Source organism: Pseudomonas sp. PDM26, from assembly GCF_019219185.1.
In the GTDB taxonomy this organism is placed as follows: domain Bacteria; phylum Pseudomonadota; class Gammaproteobacteria; order Pseudomonadales; family Pseudomonadaceae; genus Aquipseudomonas.
Genome location: NZ_JAHUWC010000009.1, coordinates 273,410 through 294,235 on the forward strand (window position 1 = coordinate 273,410; position 20,826 = coordinate 294,235).

At 60.5% G+C, this 20,826-nt stretch carries 20 protein-coding genes, 1 tRNA gene and 1 pseudogene; 5 read left to right on the forward strand and 17 right to left on the reverse strand.

Annotation, left to right across the window (positions count from 1 at the left end):
- Positions 1 to 31: 31 nt before the first annotated feature.
- The 10 genes and pseudogenes from KW849_RS19195 to KW849_RS19240 all read right to left on the reverse strand — a co-directional run bounded on the left by KW849_RS19195 (position 32) and on the right by KW849_RS19240 (position 8,660).
- Positions 32 to 307 (reverse strand): DUF971 domain-containing protein, encoded by a 276-nt coding sequence (locus tag KW849_RS19195; protein ID WP_218430827.1) that lies wholly within the window; start codon positions 305 to 307, stop codon positions 32 to 34.
- Entirely contained in the window at positions 304 to 1,266 is a 963-nt protein-coding gene (locus KW849_RS19200) for a HEAT repeat domain-containing protein (protein ID WP_218430828.1), read from the reverse strand. The genes KW849_RS19195 and KW849_RS19200 overlap by 4 nt, the downstream gene beginning before the upstream one ends.
- Positions 1,263 to 2,111 (reverse strand): ABC transporter ATP-binding protein, encoded by an 849-nt coding sequence (locus KW849_RS19205; RefSeq protein WP_218430829.1) that lies wholly within the window; start codon positions 2,109 to 2,111, stop codon positions 1,263 to 1,265. Before KW849_RS19205 ends, KW849_RS19200 begins: the two co-directional genes overlap by 4 nt.
- A complete protein-coding gene (locus KW849_RS19210; RefSeq protein WP_218430830.1) occupies positions 2,111 to 2,893 on the reverse strand; it encodes an ABC transporter permease in 783 nt (260 codons plus the stop codon). Before KW849_RS19210 ends, KW849_RS19205 begins: the two co-directional genes overlap by 1 nt.
- Positions 2,894 to 3,030: 137 nt before the next feature.
- The gene (locus KW849_RS19215) at positions 3,031 to 4,437 is read right to left on the reverse strand and encodes an ABC transporter substrate-binding protein (protein WP_218430831.1); all 1,407 of its coding nucleotides are present in this window, start codon (positions 4,435 to 4,437) and stop codon (positions 3,031 to 3,033) included.
- Between the two features lie 231 nt (positions 4,438 to 4,668).
- A complete protein-coding gene (locus KW849_RS19220) occupies positions 4,669 to 4,914 on the reverse strand; it encodes a ferredoxin family protein (RefSeq protein WP_003180418.1) in 246 nt (81 codons plus the stop codon).
- 26 nt (positions 4,915 to 4,940) lie between these two features.
- The gene (locus KW849_RS19225; RefSeq protein ID WP_218430832.1) at positions 4,941 to 6,671 is read right to left on the reverse strand and encodes a fumarate reductase/succinate dehydrogenase flavoprotein subunit; all 1,731 of its coding nucleotides are present in this window, start codon (positions 6,669 to 6,671) and stop codon (positions 4,941 to 4,943) included.
- Positions 6,668 to 7,420, reverse strand: coding sequence for a GntR family transcriptional regulator (locus KW849_RS19230; protein WP_218430833.1), 753 nt, complete (start codon positions 7,418 to 7,420; stop codon positions 6,668 to 6,670). The genes KW849_RS19225 and KW849_RS19230 overlap by 4 nt, the downstream gene beginning before the upstream one ends.
- A 216-nt stretch (positions 7,421 to 7,636) precedes the next feature.
- Positions 7,637 to 7,768 (reverse strand): annotated as a pseudogene (locus tag KW849_RS19235) (gfo/Idh/MocA family oxidoreductase); the annotation flags it as partial.
- Between the two features lie 4 nt (positions 7,769 to 7,772).
- Positions 7,773 to 8,660, reverse strand: a complete 888-nt coding sequence (locus KW849_RS19240; RefSeq protein ID WP_218430834.1) for a Dyp-type peroxidase — start codon at positions 8,658 to 8,660, stop codon at positions 7,773 to 7,775.
- A gap of 547 nt (positions 8,661 to 9,207) precedes the next feature.
- Between KW849_RS19240 and KW849_RS19245 the strand changes: the two genes are divergently transcribed.
- Entirely contained in the window at positions 9,208 to 10,833 is a 1,626-nt protein-coding gene (locus tag KW849_RS19245; RefSeq protein WP_218430835.1) for an NADP-dependent glyceraldehyde-3-phosphate dehydrogenase, read from the forward strand.
- A 44-nt stretch (positions 10,834 to 10,877) separates the two neighbouring features.
- Positions 10,878 to 11,918 (forward strand): FUSC family protein, encoded by a 1,041-nt coding sequence (locus KW849_RS19250; RefSeq protein ID WP_218430869.1) that lies wholly within the window; start codon positions 10,878 to 10,880, stop codon positions 11,916 to 11,918.
- 15 nt (positions 11,919 to 11,933) lie between these two features.
- Here the strand turns inward: KW849_RS19250 and KW849_RS19255 are convergent, their stop codons facing one another.
- The gene (locus tag KW849_RS19255; protein ID WP_218430836.1) at positions 11,934 to 12,827 is read right to left on the reverse strand and encodes a DMT family transporter; all 894 of its coding nucleotides are present in this window, start codon (positions 12,825 to 12,827) and stop codon (positions 11,934 to 11,936) included.
- Between the two features lie 136 nt (positions 12,828 to 12,963).
- Here KW849_RS19255 and KW849_RS19260 point away from each other — a divergent pair, with 136 nt between their 5' ends.
- The gene (locus KW849_RS19260) at positions 12,964 to 13,401 is read left to right on the forward strand and encodes an Lrp/AsnC family transcriptional regulator (RefSeq protein ID WP_057396958.1); all 438 of its coding nucleotides are present in this window, start codon (positions 12,964 to 12,966) and stop codon (positions 13,399 to 13,401) included.
- A gap of 56 nt (positions 13,402 to 13,457) precedes the next feature.
- Entirely contained in the window at positions 13,458 to 13,787 is a 330-nt protein-coding gene (locus KW849_RS19265; protein ID WP_218430837.1) for a YceK/YidQ family lipoprotein, read from the forward strand.
- A gap of 60 nt (positions 13,788 to 13,847) precedes the next feature.
- On the opposite strand, the gene KW849_RS19270 is transcribed toward KW849_RS19265, so the two are convergent.
- A complete protein-coding gene (locus KW849_RS19270; protein WP_108219910.1) occupies positions 13,848 to 14,519 on the reverse strand; it encodes a Bax inhibitor-1/YccA family protein in 672 nt (223 codons plus the stop codon).
- 123 nt (positions 14,520 to 14,642) lie between these two features.
- On the opposite strand from KW849_RS19270, the gene KW849_RS19275 reads away from it, so the two are divergent.
- Positions 14,643 to 14,730: transfer RNA gene (locus tag KW849_RS19275), tRNA-Ser, on the forward strand.
- Between the two features lie 285 nt (positions 14,731 to 15,015).
- On the opposite strand, the gene KW849_RS19280 is transcribed toward KW849_RS19275, so the two are convergent.
- The 5 genes from KW849_RS19280 to KW849_RS19300 all read right to left on the reverse strand — a co-directional run bounded on the left by KW849_RS19280 (position 15,016) and on the right by KW849_RS19300 (position 20,771).
- Positions 15,016 to 15,864: an ureidoglycolate lyase gene (locus KW849_RS19280; RefSeq protein ID WP_218430838.1), complete on the reverse strand. Its 849-nt coding sequence runs from the start codon at positions 15,862 to 15,864 to the stop codon at positions 15,016 to 15,018.
- A gap of 37 nt (positions 15,865 to 15,901) precedes the next feature.
- A complete protein-coding gene (locus tag KW849_RS19285) occupies positions 15,902 to 16,642 on the reverse strand; it encodes an SDR family oxidoreductase (RefSeq protein ID WP_218430839.1) in 741 nt (246 codons plus the stop codon).
- Positions 16,639 to 18,021: an MFS transporter gene (locus tag KW849_RS19290; protein ID WP_218430840.1), complete on the reverse strand. Its 1,383-nt coding sequence runs from the start codon at positions 18,019 to 18,021 to the stop codon at positions 16,639 to 16,641. The genes KW849_RS19285 and KW849_RS19290 overlap by 4 nt, the downstream gene beginning before the upstream one ends.
- Positions 18,022 to 18,112: 91 nt before the next feature.
- Complete coding sequence (locus KW849_RS19295) at positions 18,113 to 19,693, reverse strand: aldehyde dehydrogenase (NADP(+)) (protein WP_218430841.1); 1,581 nt, start codon at positions 19,691 to 19,693, stop codon at positions 18,113 to 18,115.
- A gap of 127 nt (positions 19,694 to 19,820) precedes the next feature.
- A complete protein-coding gene (locus tag KW849_RS19300) occupies positions 19,821 to 20,771 on the reverse strand; it encodes a LysR family transcriptional regulator (protein ID WP_218430842.1) in 951 nt (316 codons plus the stop codon).
- Positions 20,772 to 20,826 lie beyond the last annotated feature (55 nt).

Below are 20,826 nucleotides of genomic sequence, written 5' to 3' on the forward strand. Positions count from 1 at the left end.
TCCATCGCGAGCAAGCTCGCTCCTACAGGGATCAGGTCAGACCAGAAAGGTATGCCCACGGATAGATCCCGCGCTCATGCCCATCGCTAAAGACCAGTTGCAACCCATACCCCTGCGGGTTCAATTCGATCACCCGAACCCGCTCATCCACCATCGGCGCCATCCCCCGCAATCGAAACGCCCGGCACTGCGAACACGGGCACTGCCGACGCAGTTCGGCATGTTCGAACACCTGCTCGCGACCATCCGGCCAGTTCAGGCGCAACTGCCGTTTGCTACGGGAATTGCCAATCGCCACCGGGTTCATTGCAGTTGGCTCAAGGCAATGCGCACGGCCTTGCGCACTTCAGGGTCACCGTCGTCTTGAGCGCCCTGCAATGCTGCAATGGCCCGTGGGTCGTTCAATTCGCCGAGGGCCAACGCGGCTTCCTTGCGCAGGTTGCTGATGCGGTGGCCGAGGGTGTCGATCAGTGCTTCGAGCGCCGGTACAAAACGCAAGCGACCGAGGCTGCGGGTGGCGCGCAGGCGCACTTGCCAGTAATCGTCGTCCAGGGCGTCGATCAGGGCCGGGCCGGCGTCGGGGTGGCCGACCTTGCCCAGGGTGGTGGCGGCTTCTTCGCGGACTTGCCAGGCAGCGTCCCGCAAGGCCTGGCGCAGGGCCGGCAGCACCTGTGCGTCAGACGCCAGGCCCAAGGCCCCGGTGGCGGCACGCCGAACTTCAGTGTCCGGGTCAGCGCTGGCCAGCCGCGCCAGTGCCGGCAAGGCATCGAGCTGCTTGAGCCAGCCGAGCACGCCCACCGCCTCGCGGCGCACGCTGGCGCTTTCATCAATCAGTGCCCGGGCCGCCGCATCGACGGCATCGGGGCAACGCAACTCGCGCAACGCCCGGAACGCGGCGATGCGTACGCCGCTGTCGGCGTGCCCGGTCCACGGCAGGATGACCCGGCCCGCCGCTTCACTCTTGAGCAGGCTGAGGCTTTGCGCAGCGGCCACCTGCACCGCCGGGGATGGATCCGTCAGGGCCTGGCACAGCGCTTCGACCACCGGTTCATCTTCCCAGGCTTCCAGCAATCGCGCGGCTTCGGCGCGAACCTCTGCAATCGGGTCTTCGGCCAGTCGATTGATCAACCACTGCAGGCCTTCCGGCTCCTCGAGATCGGCCAGTTCGATCAGTGCGATCCGGCGTACACCGGGGTCGTCATCGGTCAGACGCGGTTGCAGGGCCAGAATGTCGTCGTTATCGGTTACATCGAATAGTGAGGTCATAGGGCAAATCGCGGCAGTTTGTTTTCAGGGGGAAGTCCGAGCGGGTTCAGGCGCGGCAGTTGTCGACCGTCTTCGTGCCGCAGGAGTTCGAGGCAATGACGCTTGAGGTGTGAGAATTCAGGGCGGGTCACCAGATCGGTGCTGCGCGGCCGGGGGAAATCCAGGCGCAGGTCTTCGATGATTCGCCCGGGGCGCGAGCTCATGACCAGCAGGCGATCGGCGAGGAACAGCGCTTCGTCGATGTCATGGGTGACAAACACCACGGTGGTGCGGATGCGCGTCCAGATGTCCAGCAGCAGTTCTTGCATGTTCAATCGGGTCAGGGCATCGAGGGCACCGAAGGGTTCGTCCATCAGCAACAGGCGCGGATGGTTGACCAGCACCCGGGCAATTTCCACCCGTTGCTGCATGCCGCCGGAGAGCTGATCGGGCCAGCGCTCGGCAAAGCCTTCGAGGCCCACCAGGGCGAGGATTTCATCGGCGGCCCGGTGCCGCTCGGCTTTGCCGAAGCCGCGCATTTTCAAGCCGAATGCCACGTTGTCACGCACCGTGCGCCACGGAAACAGCGTGTGCTGCTGGAACACCATGCCGCGCTGGGGCGATGGGCCCGACACCGCTGCGCCATCGACATTCAGCGTGCCGGTGCGTGGTTGCAGGTGGCCAGCCAGGGCGCCGAGCAAGGTGGACTTGCCGCAACCGGACGGCCCGAGAATGCACACGAACTGCCCCGGCTCGATCTGGCAGTCGAGGCCCTGCACCGCTTCGAAGGCCGTGTCGCCCTCACCCAGGCTGATCGACAGCCCGCGAATATCGATACGCCCTTGCAGGTGTTGAAAAACGCTCATCAGGCTTTTCCTCGTGGTCGATGCCAGGGCGTGAACAGCCCGCCCAGACGCTTGATCAACAGGCTGCTGCCCATGCCGAGCACGCCGATCAGCAACATGCCGACCACGATGTCGGCGTAGTTCTGGATGGTGTAGGACTCCCAGGTGTAATAGCCGATGCCGAATTGGCCGGAGATCATTTCCGCCGTCACCAGGCAGAACCACGAGGTGCCCATGCCAATGGCCAGACCTGTGATGATGCTCGGCGCAGCGCCCGGAAGAATGACCTCCAGCAGGATTGCCCGGCGCCCTGCCCCGAGGCTTTTCGCCGAGGCGATCAGCCGTGGGTCGACGCCTTCGACGCCGTGCACGGTGTTGAGCAGGATCGGGAATAGGGCGCCGGTGAAGGTGATGAACACCATCGACAGCTCTGACGAGGGAAACATCAGGATCGCCAGGGGAATCCATGCCACCGCCGGGATCGGCCGCAGCACTTCCAGGGGTGGCAGCAACAGATCTTCGGCCCATGTCGAGCGGCCGATGGCCAGGCCCAGGGCCACGCCAATGATCAGCGCCGCGAGGTAACCGGCGAACACCCGGCCGAAGCTGCTGCCCAGGTGCTGCGCGAGCTTGCCCGAGTCGCCGAGGCCGAGGGCGGCTTCAATGACCGCCAAGGGTGTCGGGACGTTGGCGAAGGTCACCAGGCCAAGGTTCCAGTGGTGGCTGGCGGCGAGTTGCCAGAATACGAGGCAGAGCAGCAGTGAAGCGACTCTGGGGATCCAGCGTGAATATGATCGGGACATACATAAATTCCAATGACAATCACACCCTTGTAGGAGCTGCCGAAGGCTGCGATCTTTTGATCTTGCTCTTCGGCATTCTTGGAACCACCAAAAGATCGCAGCCTTCGGCAGCTCCTACAGGGCTCGGGGTTTGACGGTTAGCGAACAGCCACGGCCTGCGCAGTGGCATCAATGAAGTCCAAGACCTTGCCGCCCTGGGCCGTGGCGAACTGCTGGGCCTGGCCTTTGAGCAGGAACGCACTCAGCCGCCCTTCCCCATCGGTGGCAAACCAAGCCTGGTCCGCCAGCAACTTGATCCCGCTGTCGCTGGCCTGGGCGTACACCGCGCGGATGTTCTTGCCTTCCTGCTTCAGGGCTGCCAGCGCGGCAAATGCCGCTTGCGCCGAGGCGTACTGGCGGACTTTCGGCTCGCCGCGCACCCAGATTTCCGCCACGTGGCTGAAGTCGGTGATGGCTTGGCCGCTGGCGGCATCGACGGCCTTGAGCGGCGCCTGCTGGTAATTCGCAAGCTGCGCGCTGTAGTCCAGGTTCGAGGCCTTGAAAGCGGCGCGGATGTACTGGTCGTCGATGAAGGTGTCGAGATCCAGACCGCGATCGGCCTTCTTCAACAACTTGAGGGTATCGATGGCGGTGCCCACGGCCTGACGGTATTCCGGCTTCCAGCTCAGGTCGCGGGTCTGCACACCGAGGGGGCCATGGAACAGGTAATTGACCTCGGCATCGACCCCGGTGACCTTGGCGATCAACTCGCTGTATTTCTCCGGTTCAGCCGCCAGCAGCTGGTTGGCTTCGATACTCGCCCGCAGGTAAGCGACGACGACTTCCGGGTATTTTTTCGCATAGGCCTGATCGACCAGCGCACCGTGGAAAGTCGGCGCGTTGGCCTGGGAACCGTCATAGATCTTGCGGGCGAAACCCCGGCTGGGGAACAGTTCGGCGAAGGGCACGAAGTCAGCGTGAGCATCGATCTTGCCGGCCTGCAATGCGGAGCCGGCGACTTCCGGCGGCTGGGCGACGATGTTCACGTCCTTGAGCGGGTCCCAACCCTGGGCCGCGACAGCGCGCAGCAGCATGCCGTGGGCGGTGGAAGCAAACGGCACGGAAATGGTCTTGCCTTTCAGCTCTGCCAGCGACTGCACGCCCGATGCGCTTGGCACCACGATACCGTTGCCGCTGCCCTTGATGCTGCCCGACAGCACGCTGATGAACAGGCTGTGCTTGCCCGCCGCTTCGAACGCCACGCCGTTGAACGCGCCGGGAAAGTCGGCCATGGCGCCGAAGTCGAGTTTGCCGGCCACCATCTCGTTGGTCAGGGGAGCGCCGCTGGTGAAGTTTTTCCACTGCACCTCGTATTGGGCGTCTTTGTAGGGGCCGTCGTGGGGCAGGTATTTGTCCAGTAGGCCGAGTTCGCGAATCAACAGGCCGCCAGCGGCGCAGTTGATGGTGGTGTCCTGAGTGCCAATGGCAATGCGGATGGTTTCGGCCGAGGCCGACAGGGTGAATGAAGCCAGTACCAGACCGGCCAAAGCTGCACGCAACATCATGAGTGTTTCCCCTCGAATCATTTATTGGATGTTCGTCTCCGCCACGATCAGGGCGCGGTGGGAAACGAGGGGTGTTTTGAATCAGGCGTCCGGTGGTGGCCGGATGGCGTTTATGCAATTGTTTAAACACACGACCTGTAGGAGCCGGCTTGCCGGCGAAAGCGGTGTGTCGTTACAGAGAGGGTGAATTTGAAATCGTCTTCGCTGGCAAGCCAGCTCCTACAAAAGCAATTACCGCAGCAGGTACGGGATCTCGACTTTCACCGCCCCGGTCGGGCAGTCCTTTTCACAGGGCATGCAGTACCAGCATTCATCGAAGGCCATGTAGGCCTTTTGCGTGGCCGGGTTGATCGCCAGCAGGTCCATCGGGCAAACATCGACGCACACAGTACAACCTTTGTGGGCGATGCATTTGTCCTCATCGACCGTGACAGGTGCATTGGAGCGAAAGAAAATTTCCTGGGGTTGGTAAGCCATGTTCGGTCTCTCTTTTGTTGTCGGCATCAAGCCGCATCGGCACCGACCCGCAACCGGTCGTAGGCCTGCATCTCGTCGGCATCCAGCGGGATGATGTAAGGCTCGACGGCTTTCTTGAAACTGCTCATCAAACCGTTTTCGTCTTTCTTCAGGTGGCAATGGCAGAACCAGTCGCGGTCGTTGCGTTGCGGGTGATCGACGCGATGGTGGTACAGCCCCCAACGGCTTTCGGCGCGGAACAATGAAGCGCGGGCGGCCATTTCGGCGCAGTCGCGGATCATGCTGACTTCCATGGCGCGCATCAGCTCGTGGGCGTTGTGGGCCTTGAGCTGGTCGAGGTCGCGCTGGATGTCGCTGAAGCGTTGCAGGCCGATCTGCATTTTCTTCGTCACTTTCGGCGGCTGCAGGTAGTCGTTGACGAAGCGCCGCAGCTTGTATTCGACCTGGGCCGGTGGCAGACCGTGTTCGCGGTCCAGCGGCGCGTAGACCCGTTGTTTTTCGGTTTCGATCTGCGCGGCATCCAGCACAGAAAACTCACGCCCGGCGACAAAATCCGCTGCGTTGTTGCCGGCGAACCAGCCATAGGTAAACGCACCCAGCATGTAGTTGTGCGGTACCGCAGCCATGTCCCCTGCCGAGTACAAGCCCTTGACCGAGGTCTCGGCCTTCTCGTTGACCCACACCCCCGACGCCGAATGCCCGCTGCAAAAGCCGATTTCCGAAATGTGCATCTCGACCATCTGCGTGCGGTAGTCGGTACCGCGATTGGCGTGGAACTGGCCGCGACTCGGACGCTCGTTGCTGTGCAGGATCTCTTCGATGTTCTGGATGGTTTCCTCGGCCAGGTGATCGAGCTTGAGGAACACCGGGCCATTGCCGCTTTCCAGCTCCTGGTGGAATTCCCACATCATCTGCCCGCTCCAGTAGTCGCACTCGATGAAGCGTTCGCCCCTGTTGTTGGCGGTGTAGCCGCCCAAGGGGCCGGTGACGTAGGCGCAGGCCGGGCCGTTGTAGTCCTTGATCAGCGGGTTGATCTGGAAGCATTCCAGGTTCGCCAGCTCGGCCCCGGCGTGGTAGGCCATTGAGTAACCGTCGCCGGCATTGGTCGGGTTTTCGTAGGTGCCCATCAGGTAGCCGGAGGACGGCAACCCCAGGCGTCCGGCGGCACCGCAGGCGAGGATCACCGCCTTGGCCTTGATCACATGGAAGTCCGCCGTGCGGCAGTCGAAGCCCATCACGCCGTTGACCGCGCCATCTTCGTCTTTGAGCAAACGCGTGCACACCAGACGATTGGTGATGCTCACCCGCGCGCGCTTCAACTGCCGATAGAGGACTTTCTTGATGTCGTGCCCTTCCGGCATCGGCAACACATAAGCGCCCATGTGGTGGACCTTCTTCACCGCATAGTCGCCGGTTTCGTCCTTCTCGAATTTCACGCCCCAGCGGTCCAGTTGCTCGATCGTCTCGAAGCTGTGGGTGGCATAGGCGTACACCGCGGCCTGATTGACGATGCCGTCGTTGGCGATGGTGATTTCCTTGGTGTATTGCTCAGGGGTCGAGTGGCCGGGAATGATCGCGTTGTTCAGGCCGTCCATGCCCATGCTGATCGCGCCGCTGCGCTTGACGTTGGCCTTGTCGATCAATAACACCCGCAGGTCGCGGTTGCGTTCCTTGGCCTTGATCGCCGCCATGGGGCCGGCAGTGCCGCCGCCGATCACAACGATGTCGTATTCCTGCTCCAGCGTGCTGCGCGTCATGCCTGCTCCCCTTTTTGCCGGTCGATCCGCAGGCGGTACTGGAAGGCATCGCCACGGTAGTAAAGGTGTTCGAAGTCCAGCGGCCAACCGTCGACATCGTGGGTCAGGCGCTCAATGCGCATGATTGGTGAACCAGGTTCGACGTTCAGCGCCCGGGTCAGGTCGCTGTCAGCCAGTACTGCATCGATGGCCAGGTCGGCGTGCCCCAGAACCAGGCCGCAGTCGTTTTCCAGGATCTGGAAAATGTCGCGGGTGACCAGGTCGGCTTTTTCCAGGCGCTCACCAATGGCCTTGGGCAGGTAAGTGATCTCCAGGGAAATCGGCTTGCGGTTGATCAGGCGCAACCGTTTGACCTGCGCCACAACCTCGCCTTCGGCGACCTGTAAACGCTCGGCGACGAGCTTGTTGGCGGCAATGAATTTGAAGCTGCGCAGGCGGTTGATCACCTCGTAGCCGCGACCGCTCATGGACTCGGCCAGGCCTTGCAGGGTGCTGACGTTCTGGAAGGTTTTCGGCTTGGCGACGAAGGTGCCTTTGCCGTGGATCTTGAAGATCAGCCCTTCTTTTTGCAGGTCACCCAAGGCCTGGCGCACGGTGATGCGGCTGACCTTGAACAACGTGCCAAGCTCGCTTTCGGAAGGCATCTGGCTGTCTTGCGGGTATTTGCCGTCGAGGATGCGGGTACGCAGCACGTCTCGCAGCTGGGTATGCAACGGGACGCTGCTCAGGGATAGAACGTTATCGGTCATGGCAGATCACTTGTTATAACGAGTTATGACGTGATCTTAGAGAGGTTATTACACGCTTGAGAAATACCGAATGCGCATAAGGTTAGATGCGCGATGCAACCCAAAACTGTAGGAGCTGCCGAAGGCTGCGATCTGTTGATTTTGTTTTTTAAAGCCAGGATCAAAAGATCGCAGCCTCCGGCAACTCCTACAGGAGATTGTGTGTGGTCTGAGGGATCAGTGGCGCTTGAGGATCTGGTCCATCACCCAATCGGTTTTCAGCGCTTCCCCGGCCACGGCCGGGTGCTGCGCCTCACCACGAATATGCGCATTCATGCCCATTACGTGGTGCCACTGAATGTGTGCGTGCTGCTCAGCCGACGCGCAATGCGCGCAGGTCCAGTCGACCGTCCTTGAGCGGAGGGCACCAGTAGTAGCCACCGGTAATCGGACGGCTGATGCGGTACAGACCGTCGGTGATGCCGTCTTCCAGGCCACTCATGCGGCGCAGTTGGGCTTCGAAGGCGTCTAGGGAAAAACCGAAGGCCAGGAACATCAGGCCGGCGCGGTCGCCTTCGATCCACGGCATCGAACGACGCACCACGAAGGCCTCCGGCGCAAAGCTTTCCTGGGCGGTGCGTTTGACGTGGGCGGAAACCGGCGCGTCGTCGATCTCTTCGTTATCGCTCAAGCGCCGACCCATGATGTTGTCTTTTTCATCCGCCGACAGCCCATGGAAACCTTTCAAGTCATGCTGCCACTGCTGGATCGCAGCAAAGCTGCCACCCACCGTGCCATCCACGCCCTCACCCACCAGGGCGGCGGTCACGGCGGCTGCGTCGTGGGGGTTCTCGGTGCCATCTTCGAAGCCGGTCAGGTCATGGCCGGTCATGTGGCGGAAGGTTTCGTTCATCTGCACCAGACGCAACGCCGGGGCCAGCGCGGCGGCGATGACGTTGCTGCGGTTGAGCAACTCACCACGGTCTTCACCGTGCAGCCAGCACCAGAGCGCGTGCTGGGTCGACGGGTTTTCGACGCCCACACCGGTCAACGCCGGAAAGGTTCGCAGGCCATCGATCTGAACGTGCAGCGCATTGACCAGCGATTCACCGAAGCCGACGACAGCCGATTTCCCGTCCACCAGTTGCATCAAGTTGTCGAGCGCGACCGGCAATGCCTCGACGGATTCGAGGGCGAAGAACATATGGCGGGCTTGAGACGGAACGGGGGTGGCGAGAATGCCCGGCTGGTAATAGCTCATATGAACTCCTTGAAAAAGAGCATGGAGTTTAACCGCAGTACGAGGGTTTGTGTGCCGTCAGAGGTCAGGAACCTGTGGCAAAAGGGGCTTCTGTGGCGAGGGGGCTTGCCCCCGTTGGAGCGCGTAGCGCTCCCCTACATTGTCAGTCATACCGAGTCGGTAGGTTTTGGGGCTGCTTCGCAACCCAACGGGGCGATGCGGCGATCCGACAAGCCCCTCGCCACAGAAGCCGCTCGCCACAAAAGGTCAGACCGTGCTGGAGTTTTCGCTGCGGGTCGACGGGGTTTTCGGCTCTTCGCCGCACCCCGCCAGCAACGCCGCCAAGACGCACCCCACCAAGGCCAAACAAAGGCTAGGCTTATCAGTTGATCGGGTTGAGGGCAATGGGGGCCAACAGGGGGCGCCTCTGAGGCCATGACCGTAGGGGTCGATGAATCCGCGATCCTTCACGCTGTGCGGCAAAACGCTGAAATGAGTCATGACAAGGGTTGCTGAGGTCTGCTAAAACGATTCATCAGTGCATTATCCAATCCAGAGGGGTAGCGACATGACCACAGCCAATAGTCTCGAAAACCTGTTCCCGAGCCCCGCCGACATCCCGGAAAAGTACCGCCTTGACGGCCAGACCGAGCAGCGTGAGTACCTGGTCGATGGCGTACTGAAAACCTGGAACGGGCCACTGGCCCAGGTCCGTAGCCCGGTGTACCTGACCGGCGCCAATGGCGACGAGCAAGTGATCCTCGGCAGCACGCCGCTGCTCGATGCCGAGACCGCATTGACCGCCCTCGACGCTGCCGTCCGTGCTTATGACCGGGGCCAGGGATTGTGGCCGACCATGCGCGTGGCCGAGCGCATCCAGCACGTCGAAACCTTCCTGGGGCGCATGCGCGAGCAGCGCGACGCCGTGGTCAAGCTGCTGATGTGGGAAATCGGCAAGAACCTCAAGGATTCGGAAAAGGAGTTCGACCGCACCTGCGACTACATCGTCGACACCATCAACGCGCTCAAAGAACTCGACCGCCGCTCCAGCCGTTTCGAACTGGAACAGGACACCCTCGGTCAGATCCGTCGCGTGCCGATGGGCGTCGCCCTGTGCATGGGGCCTTACAACTATCCATTGAACGAAACCTTCACCACGCTGATCCCGGCGCTGATCATGGGCAACACCGTAGTGTTCAAACCCGCCAAGCTCGGCGTGCTGCTGATTCGCCCGCTGCTGGAAGCCTTCCGCGACAGCTTCCCGGCCGGGGTGATCAACGTCATCTACGGCAGTGGCCGCGAGACAGTCAGTGCGCTGATGGCCAGTGGCAAGATCGACATCTTTGCGTTCATTGGCACCAACAAGGCCGCCAGTGACCTGAAAAAACTCCATCCGAGACCCCACCGCTTGCGCGCGGCGCTGGGCCTGGATGCGAAAAACCCAGGCATCGTCCTGCCGGAAGTGGATCTGGACAACGCGGTCAGTGAGGCGGTGACCGGTTCGCTGTCATTCAATGGCCAGCGCTGCACCGCGTTGAAGATCCTGTTTGTTCACGAAGACGTGGTCGAGTCCTTCATCGACAAATTCAATGCCAGGCTCGCCAACCTCAAACCCGGCATGCCCTGGGAAAGTGGCGTATCCCTGACGCCACTGCCGGAATCGGGCAAGGTCGACTATCTGCACTCTCTGGTGGCGGATGCCGAAAGCAAAGGCGCCAAAGTGGTCAATCCCAACGGTGGTGAAGCTCGTGCGTCGTTCTTCTACCCGGCGGTGCTGTACCCGGTCACGCCGCAGATGCGCGTTTATCAGGAAGAACAGTTCGGCCCGGTCATCCCCATCGTGCCGTACCGTCATCTGGATACCGTGATCGACTACGTGCTGGAGTCGGACTTCGGCCAACAGTTGAGCATCTTCGGCACCAACCCGGTGGCGGTCGGCCGGCTGGTGGACACCTTCGCCAATCAGGTCGGACGCATCAACCTCAACGCCCAATGCCAGCGCGGCCCGGACACCTATCCCTTCAATGGTCGCAAGAACTCCGCCGAAGGCACCTTGTCGGTCCATGACGCACTGCGGGTGTTTTCGATCCGCACCCTGGTGGCCACCAAGTTCCAGGAGACCAACAAGGACCTGATCAGCGAGATCATCAGCGGCCGCAGTTCGAGCTTCCTGACCACCGACTACATCTTCTGAGGAGAGCCAGCCTGAGTACATCCAGAGCCCATCGGTTGCCACCGCTGCTGCGCCGACTACTGCGTCCATTGCTGGACCCGTACCGGCGCTACCGCCATGCCCGGGTGATCCATGCGGTGCGGGTGTCGCTCGGGTTGCTGGCGACCATCCTGCTGACCACCGGCATCCATCTGCCCCACGGTGAGTGGGCGTCGGTGACGATGCTGGTGGTGATCGGCGGCTTGCAGCATCACGGCAACATCGGCAAGAAAGCCGCCGAGCGTGCCATCGGCACCTTGATCGGCGCCGGCGTCGGCCTGGCGTTAGTGGCACAACAGGCCTGGCTCGGGATACCCTGGCTGACCTATTTCGCGATGTCGGTGGTCTGTGGGTTTTTCTCTTATCACGCCATCGGCAAGGGAGGTTACACCGCGCTGCTGTCGGCGATTACCGTGTTCATCGTTGCCGGGCACGGCGACAACCCGGTCACCGATGGCTTGTGGCGCGGGGTGGATATCCTGATCGGCATTGCCCTGGCCCTGGCGTTTTCCTTCGCCCTGCCGCTGTACGCGGTGTATTCCTGGCGCTACAACCTGGCCGATGCGCTGCGTGATTGCGCGAAAATCTACGGGCGCATCATCGATGGCCAGGCCATCACTGCCGACGAACACCTCAAGCTCATGACCCGCCTGAACGCGGTGATGGTGCAACTTCGCTCACTGATGCCGTCGGTGTCCAAGGAAGTGAAGATTTCCATGACCGAGCTGGATGCCATCCAGCGTAATCTGCGCATGTGCGTCAGCACCCTGGAAATCCTCGGCAATACCCGACCGGATGCCAATGACCCCGAAGCAATGAAACTCCTGCAAACGGCATTGAAAGCCGAGCATCGACAGATTCGCGTGCAATTGATCGGCATGGCCCGGGCGCTGAAATCAGGCGCCGCCCAACGGCTCAATCGCCCTATGGACTTGCCGCTGGTCAGCCTCGATGCGCCGGTCTACAACACGCTGGACGGCTATCGCCTGCTGACTCAACAACTGGCCGCCAACATCGGCGAGATGCGCCAGCGACTGGCCAGCAATGCGCCGCGCTGGAACATCTGACGCCTGGCTAGCGGGTTACGGCGTCACCGTGCGCCGAAACTTCAACGACCAGCCTTGTTGCATGCCGGCAGCGGCCAGCAGGATCGCCGCGACCCCGATCCATTGCAGCGGCTCCAGGCGATGGCCGAAGGCAAACCAGTCGACGAAAATCGCCGCAATCGGGTAGATGAAGGACAGCGCCCCCGTCAGCGCAGTCGGCAGCTTTTGAATCGCACCGTACAGCAACACGTACATCACACCGGTGTGCACCATGCCCAACGTCACCAGGCTGGCCCACGCACTCGGTGCCTGCGGCAATACCGAAAGATTCGCGAATGGTGCGAGCAACAACACACCCGTGCTGACCTGGATCAGCGCGATCAAATGCGGCGGGGTTCCGGTCAAACGCTTGATGATCAACGCGGCAATCGCGTAGAGAAACGCCGCACCCAACGCCAAGGCAATGCCCGTCAGATAATCGCCGCCGCTCTCGCCCTGGCTGCCATGGGCACTGACAATCGCCAGCATCCCGAGAAACGAAACACCCAGCCAGACCAGCTTCTGCGCGGTGATCTTTTCGTTGAGGAACAACGCCGCCAGCCCGACCAGCATGAACGGCTGGACGTTATAGACGGCGGTGCCGATGGCAATCGACGCCCGGGAATAGGACGCGAACAACAACACCCAGTTGCCGACAATCGCCACACCGCTGAGCACGGCGAGCAAGAACGTGGTGCGGGTCAGAATGCCGGGGCGCAGAAAGCCGAAGGCTGCGCAAATCAGCAGCAAGGTGCCGGCACCGAACAGGCAGCGCCAGAACACCACATCCAGCACCGGTTGCCCGGACACCAGCACGAACCAGCCGATGGTGCCGGAGATCAGCATGGCGGCCGTCATTTCGAACGAGCCGCGGCGTAGGGATTTGTCCATCATCAGACTCCTGTGTTTGTGGCCAAAGTATGCCAATGCACCCAGGCCCTACTCCATAGTAAAAAGCAGGCTAAACTCGAGATCTGCCTTTTTTATAAAGGCCGTTTCGAATAAATGCCTAACAGAGGATTTCGCCATGACCGATGACATCGACCAGGTGCTGATCACGGCGCTGATGGAAGACTCGCGACGCTCGCTCAAGGCCCTGGCGCAAATCAGCGGCCTGTCCTCCCCCAGCGTCGCCGAGCGTCTGCGCCGCCTGGAAGAACGCGGCGTGCTCAAGGGCTACACCGTTGAAATCGACCCGAAATGCTTTGGCTATCAGCTCCAGGCCATCGTGCGTATTCGCCCGTTGCCGGGTCAATTGCAGGAAGTGGAACGGCAAATCATGGCCATTCCCGAATTCACCGAGTGCGACAAGGTCACCGGCGACGACTGCTTCATCGCGCGCCTGCATGTGCGCTCGATGGAACAACTGGACACCCTGCTCGACCGCCTCAACACCCTCGCGGAAACCAATACGGCGATCGTCAAGAAAACCCCGGTCAAGCGCCGGTTGCCGCCTATGGCGTGAGTGATATTTGTTTCAGACTTGAGTAGATTGGCGGTTTCCGGCGAAGGATTGACGGTATGAAAATTCAGGCGATGCTGCTCGTGGCAATGATGCTTGCGGGTTGCGGCACGATTCAAACGGTTGTGCGCAGTGACGAAGCGGCCGCAAAAAGCCTCAAGGACCACAAGAGTTATTGCGGCGCAGTGCCACGAATCTACAGCGGCGTGACCTACGACTTCTGCTACCTGAACGCGGCCCTCGAAGACGGCCGGGATGCGCAGGTACATGGTCCCGCCCCCGCTATAGTGCTGATCGACGTGGTCATCTCTGGCGCGCTCGACACCTTGTTGCTGCCCTACACCATCTACCGCCAGCAAGCCGACGGCAGCATCGTCATTGTGGAGTGACCCTGAATTCCAGGTGATAAAAAACCCGCCTGAGCGGGTTTTTTAGTTCAAGGCCGACGATCAATCATCGCGGCCCATGATGCCGAACAGCTGCAACAGGCTGACGAACAGGTTGTAGATCGATACATACAGGCTGATGGTGGCCATGATGTAGTTACGCTCGCCGCCATGAATGATGGCGCTGGTCTGGAACAGAATGCAGACCGAGGAGAACAGCACGAAACCTGCGCTGATCGCCAGTTGCAAACCGCTGATCTGGAAGAACATGCCCGCCAGCGTCGCACCCAGCAGCACGAAGAAGCCTGCCGTGATGAAACCGCCGAGGAAGCTCATGTCCTTGCGGGTGATCAGCACATAGGCCGACAGACCGCCGAACACCAGCGCCGTCATCGCGAACGCCGAGCTGACCACTTCAGCGCCGCCCTGCATTCCCAGGTAACGGTTGAGGATCGGGCCCAGCAGGAAACCCATGAAGCCGGTCAGGGCAAATGCCGACACCAGGCCCCAGGCCGAATCACGGAGTTTGTTGGTGAGGAAGAAAAGACCGTAGAAGCCGATCAGCACCACGAAAATGTTCGGGTAGCCAACATGCATCTGCTGGGCAACGTAGGCTGTCACACCGCTGAATGCCAGGGTCAGGGCGAGCAAGCCGTATGTGTTGCGCAGGACGCGGCTAACCTCTAGCTGCTCAGCCTGCACGCTGTTATTAACTGCGTAATCCTGTTCGCGCATGGCGACACTCCTGTTGGTTTGAAACGTTCAGTCGCAAAGATCATAACAGACCCCCTGTAACAAGCTATGCAGAGAGTTTGACAGTGTGTTTCATTCAGGTATTATGGCGCCCGCAACGCAAACGGAGGTGTGGCCGAGTGGTTTAAGGCAACGGTCTTGAAAACCGTCGACTGTAACAGGTCCATGAGTTCGAATCCCATCGCCTCCGCCATCTTTATACGACAAAGCCCTGATTATTCAGGGCTTTGTCGTTTCTGGCTTTTGGAAAAACCTGCCAGCCCATACTTCAGCCCACACCCTGTGTAGGAGCGAGCTTGCTCGCGATGTTCGTTAACGATAACGCGTATTTACTGGCTAAACGCGGCGCTCTTGAGTCCATCGTCGGAACGCCGCCCGGAGCAAGCTCGCTCCTACAGAGACCACATTCGCTTAACTGAACAGCATTGCGCTCAGTGAGCGGCGTTTTTGTGTTTTTTGAGTGGGAACAGAGACAGGATCAGTCTGCTTGCACCGTGACCTGATGCTGCTCACCCAGTCCAGCAATCCCCAGACGCATGGTCTGGCCCGGACGCAGGAATACCGGATTGGGTTTGATGCCCAGGCCCACGCCGGGCGGCGTTCCAGTCGAAATGACATCGCCGGGTTGCAAGCTCATGCAACGGCTGAGGTAGGCGATCAATTGCGGCACATTGAAGATCAGTGTCCGCGTATTGCCTTGCTGATAACGGTGACCGTCGACTTCCAGCCACAGATCCAGCGAATGCGGATCGGCAATTTCATCGCACGTGACCAGCCACGGACCGAGGGGGCCGAAGGTATCGAAGCCTTTGCCTTTGTCCCACGTGCCGCCGCGCTCCAGTTGCCATTCGCGCTCAGACACATCGTTGATGACGCAATAGCCGGCGACATGCTGCATGGCATTGGTTTCATCGATGTTGCGCCCGCCTCTGCCAATGACGACACCCAGTTCGACTTCCCAGTCGGTCTTGAGCGAACTGCGCGGGATCTGAATATTGTCGTTCGGCCCGCAGATGGCGCTGGTCCATTTGCTGAAGATGATCGGCTCTTTCGGCACGTCCATATTCGACTCGGCCGCATGGTCGGCGTAGTTCAGACCGATGCAGATAAATTTGCCGACCTGACCGACACAGGCACCAATCCGTGGCTGACCCGCAACGATCGGCAGGCTGCTCGGGTCGATAGCGGCAAGCGCTGCCAGGCTTTCGGGACTCAGGACTTGCCCTGCGATATCCGGCACATGGTCCGACAAGTCGCGGATCTGATTATCGGCATCCAGCAGGCCCGGTTTTTCCGAACCTTTTTCGCCATAGCGCAACAGTTTCATGAAGTTCTCCTGCTCAAACTGAAAGTGAAAACCGGGCTCAGATACTCATGCCGCCATCGATGACATGCACACCACCGGTGGTGTAGGCGGATGCATCGCTGCCCAGATACAAGGCCAACTGCGCGATCTCCTCGGTGCTGCCGATACGCCCCATGGGTTGGCGTTCGAGAAATTCCCGGTGGATCTGTACTTCGTCGACACCCTGTTGCGCGGCCTGGGCGGCGATGCGCTGGCGCAGCGACGGAGACTCCACGGTACCTGGGCATATCGCGTTGCAGCGGATGCCCTGAGCGATGAAATCGATAGCGACGGACTTCGTCAGGCCCACCACCGCCGCTTTGCTGGCCGCATAGGCGAAGCGGTTGGGTACGCCTTTGACACTGGAGACCACCGACGACATATTGATGATCGAACCGCCGCCACGCGCCAGCATGCCCGGCAGAAACGCGCGGATCATCCGGTACATGGACGCGACGTTGATGTCCATGGAGCGTGCCCAGGCCGCCTCATCACACTGTAGAATGTTGCCGCTGTGCACGTAACCGGCGCAGTTGAACAGCACGTCCAGCGCACCGATGCGTTCACAGGCATCGGCAATCGCACTCACTGAAGTCACGTCCAACGCGATGGCGTTGATACCCGGGGTCCCCTCCAGCCCGCTGACATCGATGTCACTGGCAAACACCTCGGCACCGGCCCGGGAAAAGGCAATGGCGCTGGCCATCCCTATGCCCTGCCCAGCTGCTGTAATTAACACCCGCTTGTTCTGCATGTTCATGCCGTTTCCAACGTCGCTGTGGTGGCTGCGGTTTTTGGCGTTCTGCCGAGCATCGATGCGGGAATGGCCAGGATCAGTCCACCGCTGACGAACAGACACAGGGCCAACACGTAGGTGCCGTTGTTGATGTTGCCGGTGAGATTTTCAGCCACGGCGGTGATCATCGAACCGGTGAAGCCCGACAGGTTGCCGATGGCGTTGATCATGCCAATGCCGGCTGCGGCAGCTACGCCCGACAACACGGTCCCCGGCAGGGTCCAGAAAATCGGCATCAGGCTGAGAATCCCCGAAGCGGCGACGCTGAGGAAGAGCACGGACAGCACCAGGTTGTCGGCGAAGAAGGCACTGAGGATCAGGCCGACGCCACCGATGAACGCGGGAATGGCCGCGTGCAGGCGTCGCTCGCCGGTGCGGTTGGAATGCCGTGCATTAAGCAGCATCGCCACCGTGGCCACCGCGTAGGGAATGGCGGTCAGAAAGCCAATGTGCAAACTGTTGGTGATACCGGTGCTCTTGATGATCGAGGGCATCCAGAACGCCAGGCCGTAGAAGCCGGTGTTGAAGGTCAGCAGAATCAGCACCAGCAACCATACTCTCGGGTTGAAAAACACTTCGCTCAAGCGTGTCGCCTTGCCCAGGTTGTCGGTTTGCAGATTGGCCTTGAGCAGGGCTTTTTCCGCGGCTGAAAGCCATTTGGCCTTGTCGATGTTGTCGACCAGGCAAACGATCACCACGAAGGCCATGATGATCGAAGGGATACCCTCGATGATCAGCATCCACTGCCAGCCCGACAGGCCGTGCATGCCCTGCATGCTGTTCATCAGCCAGCCGGACAGTATCCCGCCCAGTGTCAGGCTGATCGGCATGGCCATCAGGAATCCGGACATCACGCGGCTTTGCCGATGAGTCGGAAACCAATAGTTGAGGTACAGAATCACACCGGGGAAGAAGCCGGCTTCACAGATACCCAGGAGGAAACGCAACACATAGAACATGGTGTTTGACTGGAGACCGAAGAACCCCGCCAGTGGCACGGTGTAGGCCACAGCCATGGAAATCACCGCCCAACTGAGCATGATCCGGGCGATCCAGAACCGTGCCCCGAAGCGATGCAGCAGCAGGTTGCTGGGGACTTCAAAGAGGAAATAACCCCAGAAAAACATACTGGCGCCCAAGGCATAAATCGTGTTGCTGAACTGCAGCTCATTGAGCATGTCCAGCTTGGCGAAGCCAATGTTGACCCGGTCCAGGTAGGCGGCCATGTAACACAAGAGCAGGACGGGAAGGATGCGCCAGATGACCTTGCGGTAGGTCCGGTCTTCAAAGTCGAGTTCGCGGGCTTGCGCCTGCGCGGGCAAATGCTCGGATATGGTTTGCATGAAGGTAACCCCTGGGCATGTGGACATGCCTGATTGTTTTTATCGAATGGGTCACGCCGAATGAGCAATTCACCCGACGGTGGAGCAATGATTACAGTGACCGGGCGGTTTGTTCTCCGTTGACCAGGCGCATCAGCCCCAATGGATTGCTGTTCTTCAAGGCATCGGGGAGCAAGGCATCGGGGAAGTTCTGGTAGCACACCGGGCGCAGGAAACGATCGATGGCCAAGGTACCGACCGACGTGCCGCGGGCATCGGACGTCGCCGGCCAAGGCCCGCCATGGACCATGGCATCACAGACTTCTACACCGGTCGGGTAGCCGTTGATCAGCACGCGACCGACTTTTTGCTCAAGCACGGCCACCAGGTCGGCGTACTGCTCCAGTTCCCTCAGCTCACCAATCAGGGTGGCTGTCAGTTGACCGCGCAAACCTTGCAGAGCCGCCAACAGTTGAGCCCGATCAGCCACTTCCACCACAACCGTGGCCGGGCCGAAGATTTCTTCCTGCAGCAACGCGTTGCCCGTCAGCAGCAGGTCAACATCGGCCTGGAACAATTGCGCCCGGGCCTGGTTACCCTGCTGTACCTGCCCCGCCAAGTGGGTGATCTGCGGATGCGCCAGCAAGGCTTCACAACCCTGAACATAGCTGCGCAGGCCACTGGCATTGAGCATGGTTTGCCCCGGTTGATCGGCCAGCAACGCACTTAGCGTTTGCACGAAGCGGCTGAATGTCACTGAGCGAATGCCAATGACCAAACCAGGATTGGTGCAGAATTGCCCTGCGCCCATGACCACCGACGCAGCCAATTCCGTAGCGACACGCTCGCCACGAATCTGCAACGCCTCTGGCAATACCAGCACTGGATTGATACTGCTCATCTCGGCAAACACCGGGATCGGTTGCGGACGTGCAGCGGCCATGTCGCACAGCGCTCTGCCGCCCTTGAGTGAACCGGTGAAGCCGACCGCCTGAATCAACGGATGCTTGACCAGTGCTTCACCCACGCCGGCACCGAAAATCATATTGAACACCCCCTTGGGCATGCCGGTCTGCTCGGCAGCCCGGATGATGGCTTCCGCCACCCGTTCAGCGGTCGCCATGTGCCCGCTGTGGGCCTTGAACACCACCGGGCAGCCAGCAGCGAGCGCGGCCGCGGTATCGCCTCCCGCGGTGGAAAATGCCAAAGGAAAGTTACTGGCGCCGAACACCGCTACCGGGCCGAGACCCAAGCGGCACTGGCGCAGGTCGCCCCGGGGCAAAGGCTGGCGGGCAGGCAGCGGCAAGTCGATACGCGCCCCGTAAAAGCCGCCGCGACGCAGGGTCTGGGCAAACAGGCGCATCTGGCTACTGGTGCGGGATCGTTCACCCTGAATTCGTGCCGCTGGCAAGGCAGTTTCCTGACAGACAAGGGCCACGAAGTCGTCGCCCAGGGCATCCAGTTCACTGGCGATGGCCTCAAGAAATTGCGCTCGGCGCACGGCCGGCAGATTGCGAAAAACTGGATAGGCCGCGGCAGCAGCCGTGGCAGCGGCATTCACTTCCTCGACCGTGGCCTGGACGAAGCCTGTGGGCAATGGTTGCCCGGTAGTGGCGTCAACGCTGTGCAGCGACACCGACCCGGCCGCGCTACGGCCACCGGCGATGAAATTGTGTCCGGACAGTTCGGGCATGACAGTCTCCTGACCCAGATGGGAATCTGGTCGGTACTCTACTGCCGCGAATCGATTCTTTCCCAATGGCATTTGTTGATTATCCGATAACGATCCGTTATCGGAATAATCGTCAGTTCTCTCTGACTCAATAGACCTCATCGCTGGCCAGACGGGCGTTTTCCTTGAGTATTTCAGCGAACTCCAGCGCCGCCCCTACCAGTTGCTCGCCTTTTCGCGTGAGGATGCCGTAATCCTGTGGCACCAAGTGCAGCGGTGTATGGAGAATCTTCAGCTGGCCGCTTTCGAGCAGCGGGTTGACCATGGCGTTGGGCAGCATCCCGATCATTGGCCCACGCTGCAGGACCTGGAGGAAGGTCTGCATGGAAATGGTGTCAACGGTATTGCGCGGCATCCCTACCCCGGCTTCGGCGAAGGCCTGTTCCATGCGTCCACGAATCGGTGTGCCGACCGGATAGAGAATCCACGGTAAATCCACCAATTGTTGCAACGAGAGGGGGCCGGCGTCCGCGAGCGGGTGACGACTGTTGACCACGATGCAAAACGGTTCAGGGGCCAAGGGCTCGAAGTCATAACGTTGCTGCTGGCTTTGATCGGTAAAACGGGCCACCGCCAGGTCGAGCTTCTTCTCTTCGAGCATCTCCATCAGATGGTTACTGGTCTGTTCCACGACCTCAATCGAGAGCAACGGCCAGCGCTGCTTGATCTGCAGGATCGCTTCGGGCAAGGCCACCGCCGTTGCGGCAAAAATCCCGCCGACCTTGAGATAGCCGTGGCCGCCCTCACGCAGGCTGCTGATTTGCTCGACGAACGACCGTGCGTCATTCAAGGCGATCTGCGCATAACGCAGCACATGCTCACCCAGGGGCGTTGGCGGCATGTTCCGAGGCAACCGCTCGAACAAGGCGAAGCCGAGCAGGCTTTCGATTTCCTTGAGCATCTTGCTGATGGCCGGCTGGCTGAGGTTCATCTGCTGCGCCGCCAAGTGCATGTTGCGTGTGCGCCCCAAGGTGTCGATCAGCACCAGGTGGCGGAATTTGAGCCAGCCGCAGAAGCTGGAGAAGGACAGATCTGACATGGGTATCCCTTGAGCCAGCAATAACCTGACGTTATCAAATACTGAATATATCTCA

Excerpts from the sequence above, each read along its gene's own strand:
- KW849_RS19195 (WP_218430827.1), bottom strand. The coding sequence starts at position 307 with ATGAACCCGGTGGCGATTGGCAATTCCCGTAGCAAACGGCAGTTGCGC.
- KW849_RS19200 (WP_218430828.1), bottom strand. The coding sequence starts at position 1,266 with ATGACCTCACTATTCGATGTAACCGATAACGACGACATTCTGGCCCTG.
- KW849_RS19205 (WP_218430829.1), bottom strand. The coding sequence starts at position 2,111 with ATGAGCGTTTTTCAACACCTGCAAGGGCGTATCGATATTCGCGGGCTG.
- KW849_RS19210 (WP_218430830.1), bottom strand. The coding sequence starts at position 2,893 with ATGTCCCGATCATATTCACGCTGGATCCCCAGAGTCGCTTCACTGCTG.
- KW849_RS19215 (WP_218430831.1), bottom strand. The coding sequence starts at position 4,437 with ATGATGTTGCGTGCAGCTTTGGCCGGTCTGGTACTGGCTTCATTCACC.
- KW849_RS19220 (WP_003180418.1), bottom strand. The coding sequence starts at position 4,914 with ATGGCTTACCAACCCCAGGAAATTTTCTTTCGCTCCAATGCACCTGTC.
- KW849_RS19225 (WP_218430832.1), bottom strand. The coding sequence starts at position 6,671 with ATGACGCGCAGCACGCTGGAGCAGGAATACGACATCGTTGTGATCGGC.
- KW849_RS19230 (WP_218430833.1), bottom strand. The coding sequence starts at position 7,420 with ATGACCGATAACGTTCTATCCCTGAGCAGCGTCCCGTTGCATACCCAG.
- KW849_RS19240 (WP_218430834.1), bottom strand. The coding sequence starts at position 8,660 with ATGAGCTATTACCAGCCGGGCATTCTCGCCACCCCCGTTCCGTCTCAA.
- KW849_RS19245 (WP_218430835.1), top strand. The coding sequence starts at position 9,208 with ATGACCACAGCCAATAGTCTCGAAAACCTGTTCCCGAGCCCCGCCGAC.
- KW849_RS19255 (WP_218430836.1), bottom strand. The coding sequence starts at position 12,827 with ATGGACAAATCCCTACGCCGCGGCTCGTTCGAAATGACGGCCGCCATG.
- KW849_RS19260 (WP_057396958.1), top strand. The coding sequence starts at position 12,964 with ATGACCGATGACATCGACCAGGTGCTGATCACGGCGCTGATGGAAGAC.
- KW849_RS19265 (WP_218430837.1), top strand. The coding sequence starts at position 13,458 with ATGAAAATTCAGGCGATGCTGCTCGTGGCAATGATGCTTGCGGGTTGC.
- KW849_RS19270 (WP_108219910.1), bottom strand. The coding sequence starts at position 14,519 with ATGCGCGAACAGGATTACGCAGTTAATAACAGCGTGCAGGCTGAGCAG.
- KW849_RS19280 (WP_218430838.1), bottom strand. The coding sequence starts at position 15,864 with ATGAAACTGTTGCGCTATGGCGAAAAAGGTTCGGAAAAACCGGGCCTG.
- KW849_RS19285 (WP_218430839.1), bottom strand. The coding sequence starts at position 16,642 with ATGAACATGCAGAACAAGCGGGTGTTAATTACAGCAGCTGGGCAGGGC.
- KW849_RS19290 (WP_218430840.1), bottom strand. The coding sequence starts at position 18,021 with ATGCAAACCATATCCGAGCATTTGCCCGCGCAGGCGCAAGCCCGCGAA.
- KW849_RS19295 (WP_218430841.1), bottom strand. The coding sequence starts at position 19,693 with ATGCCCGAACTGTCCGGACACAATTTCATCGCCGGTGGCCGTAGCGCG.
- KW849_RS19300 (WP_218430842.1), bottom strand. The coding sequence starts at position 20,771 with ATGTCAGATCTGTCCTTCTCCAGCTTCTGCGGCTGGCTCAAATTCCGC.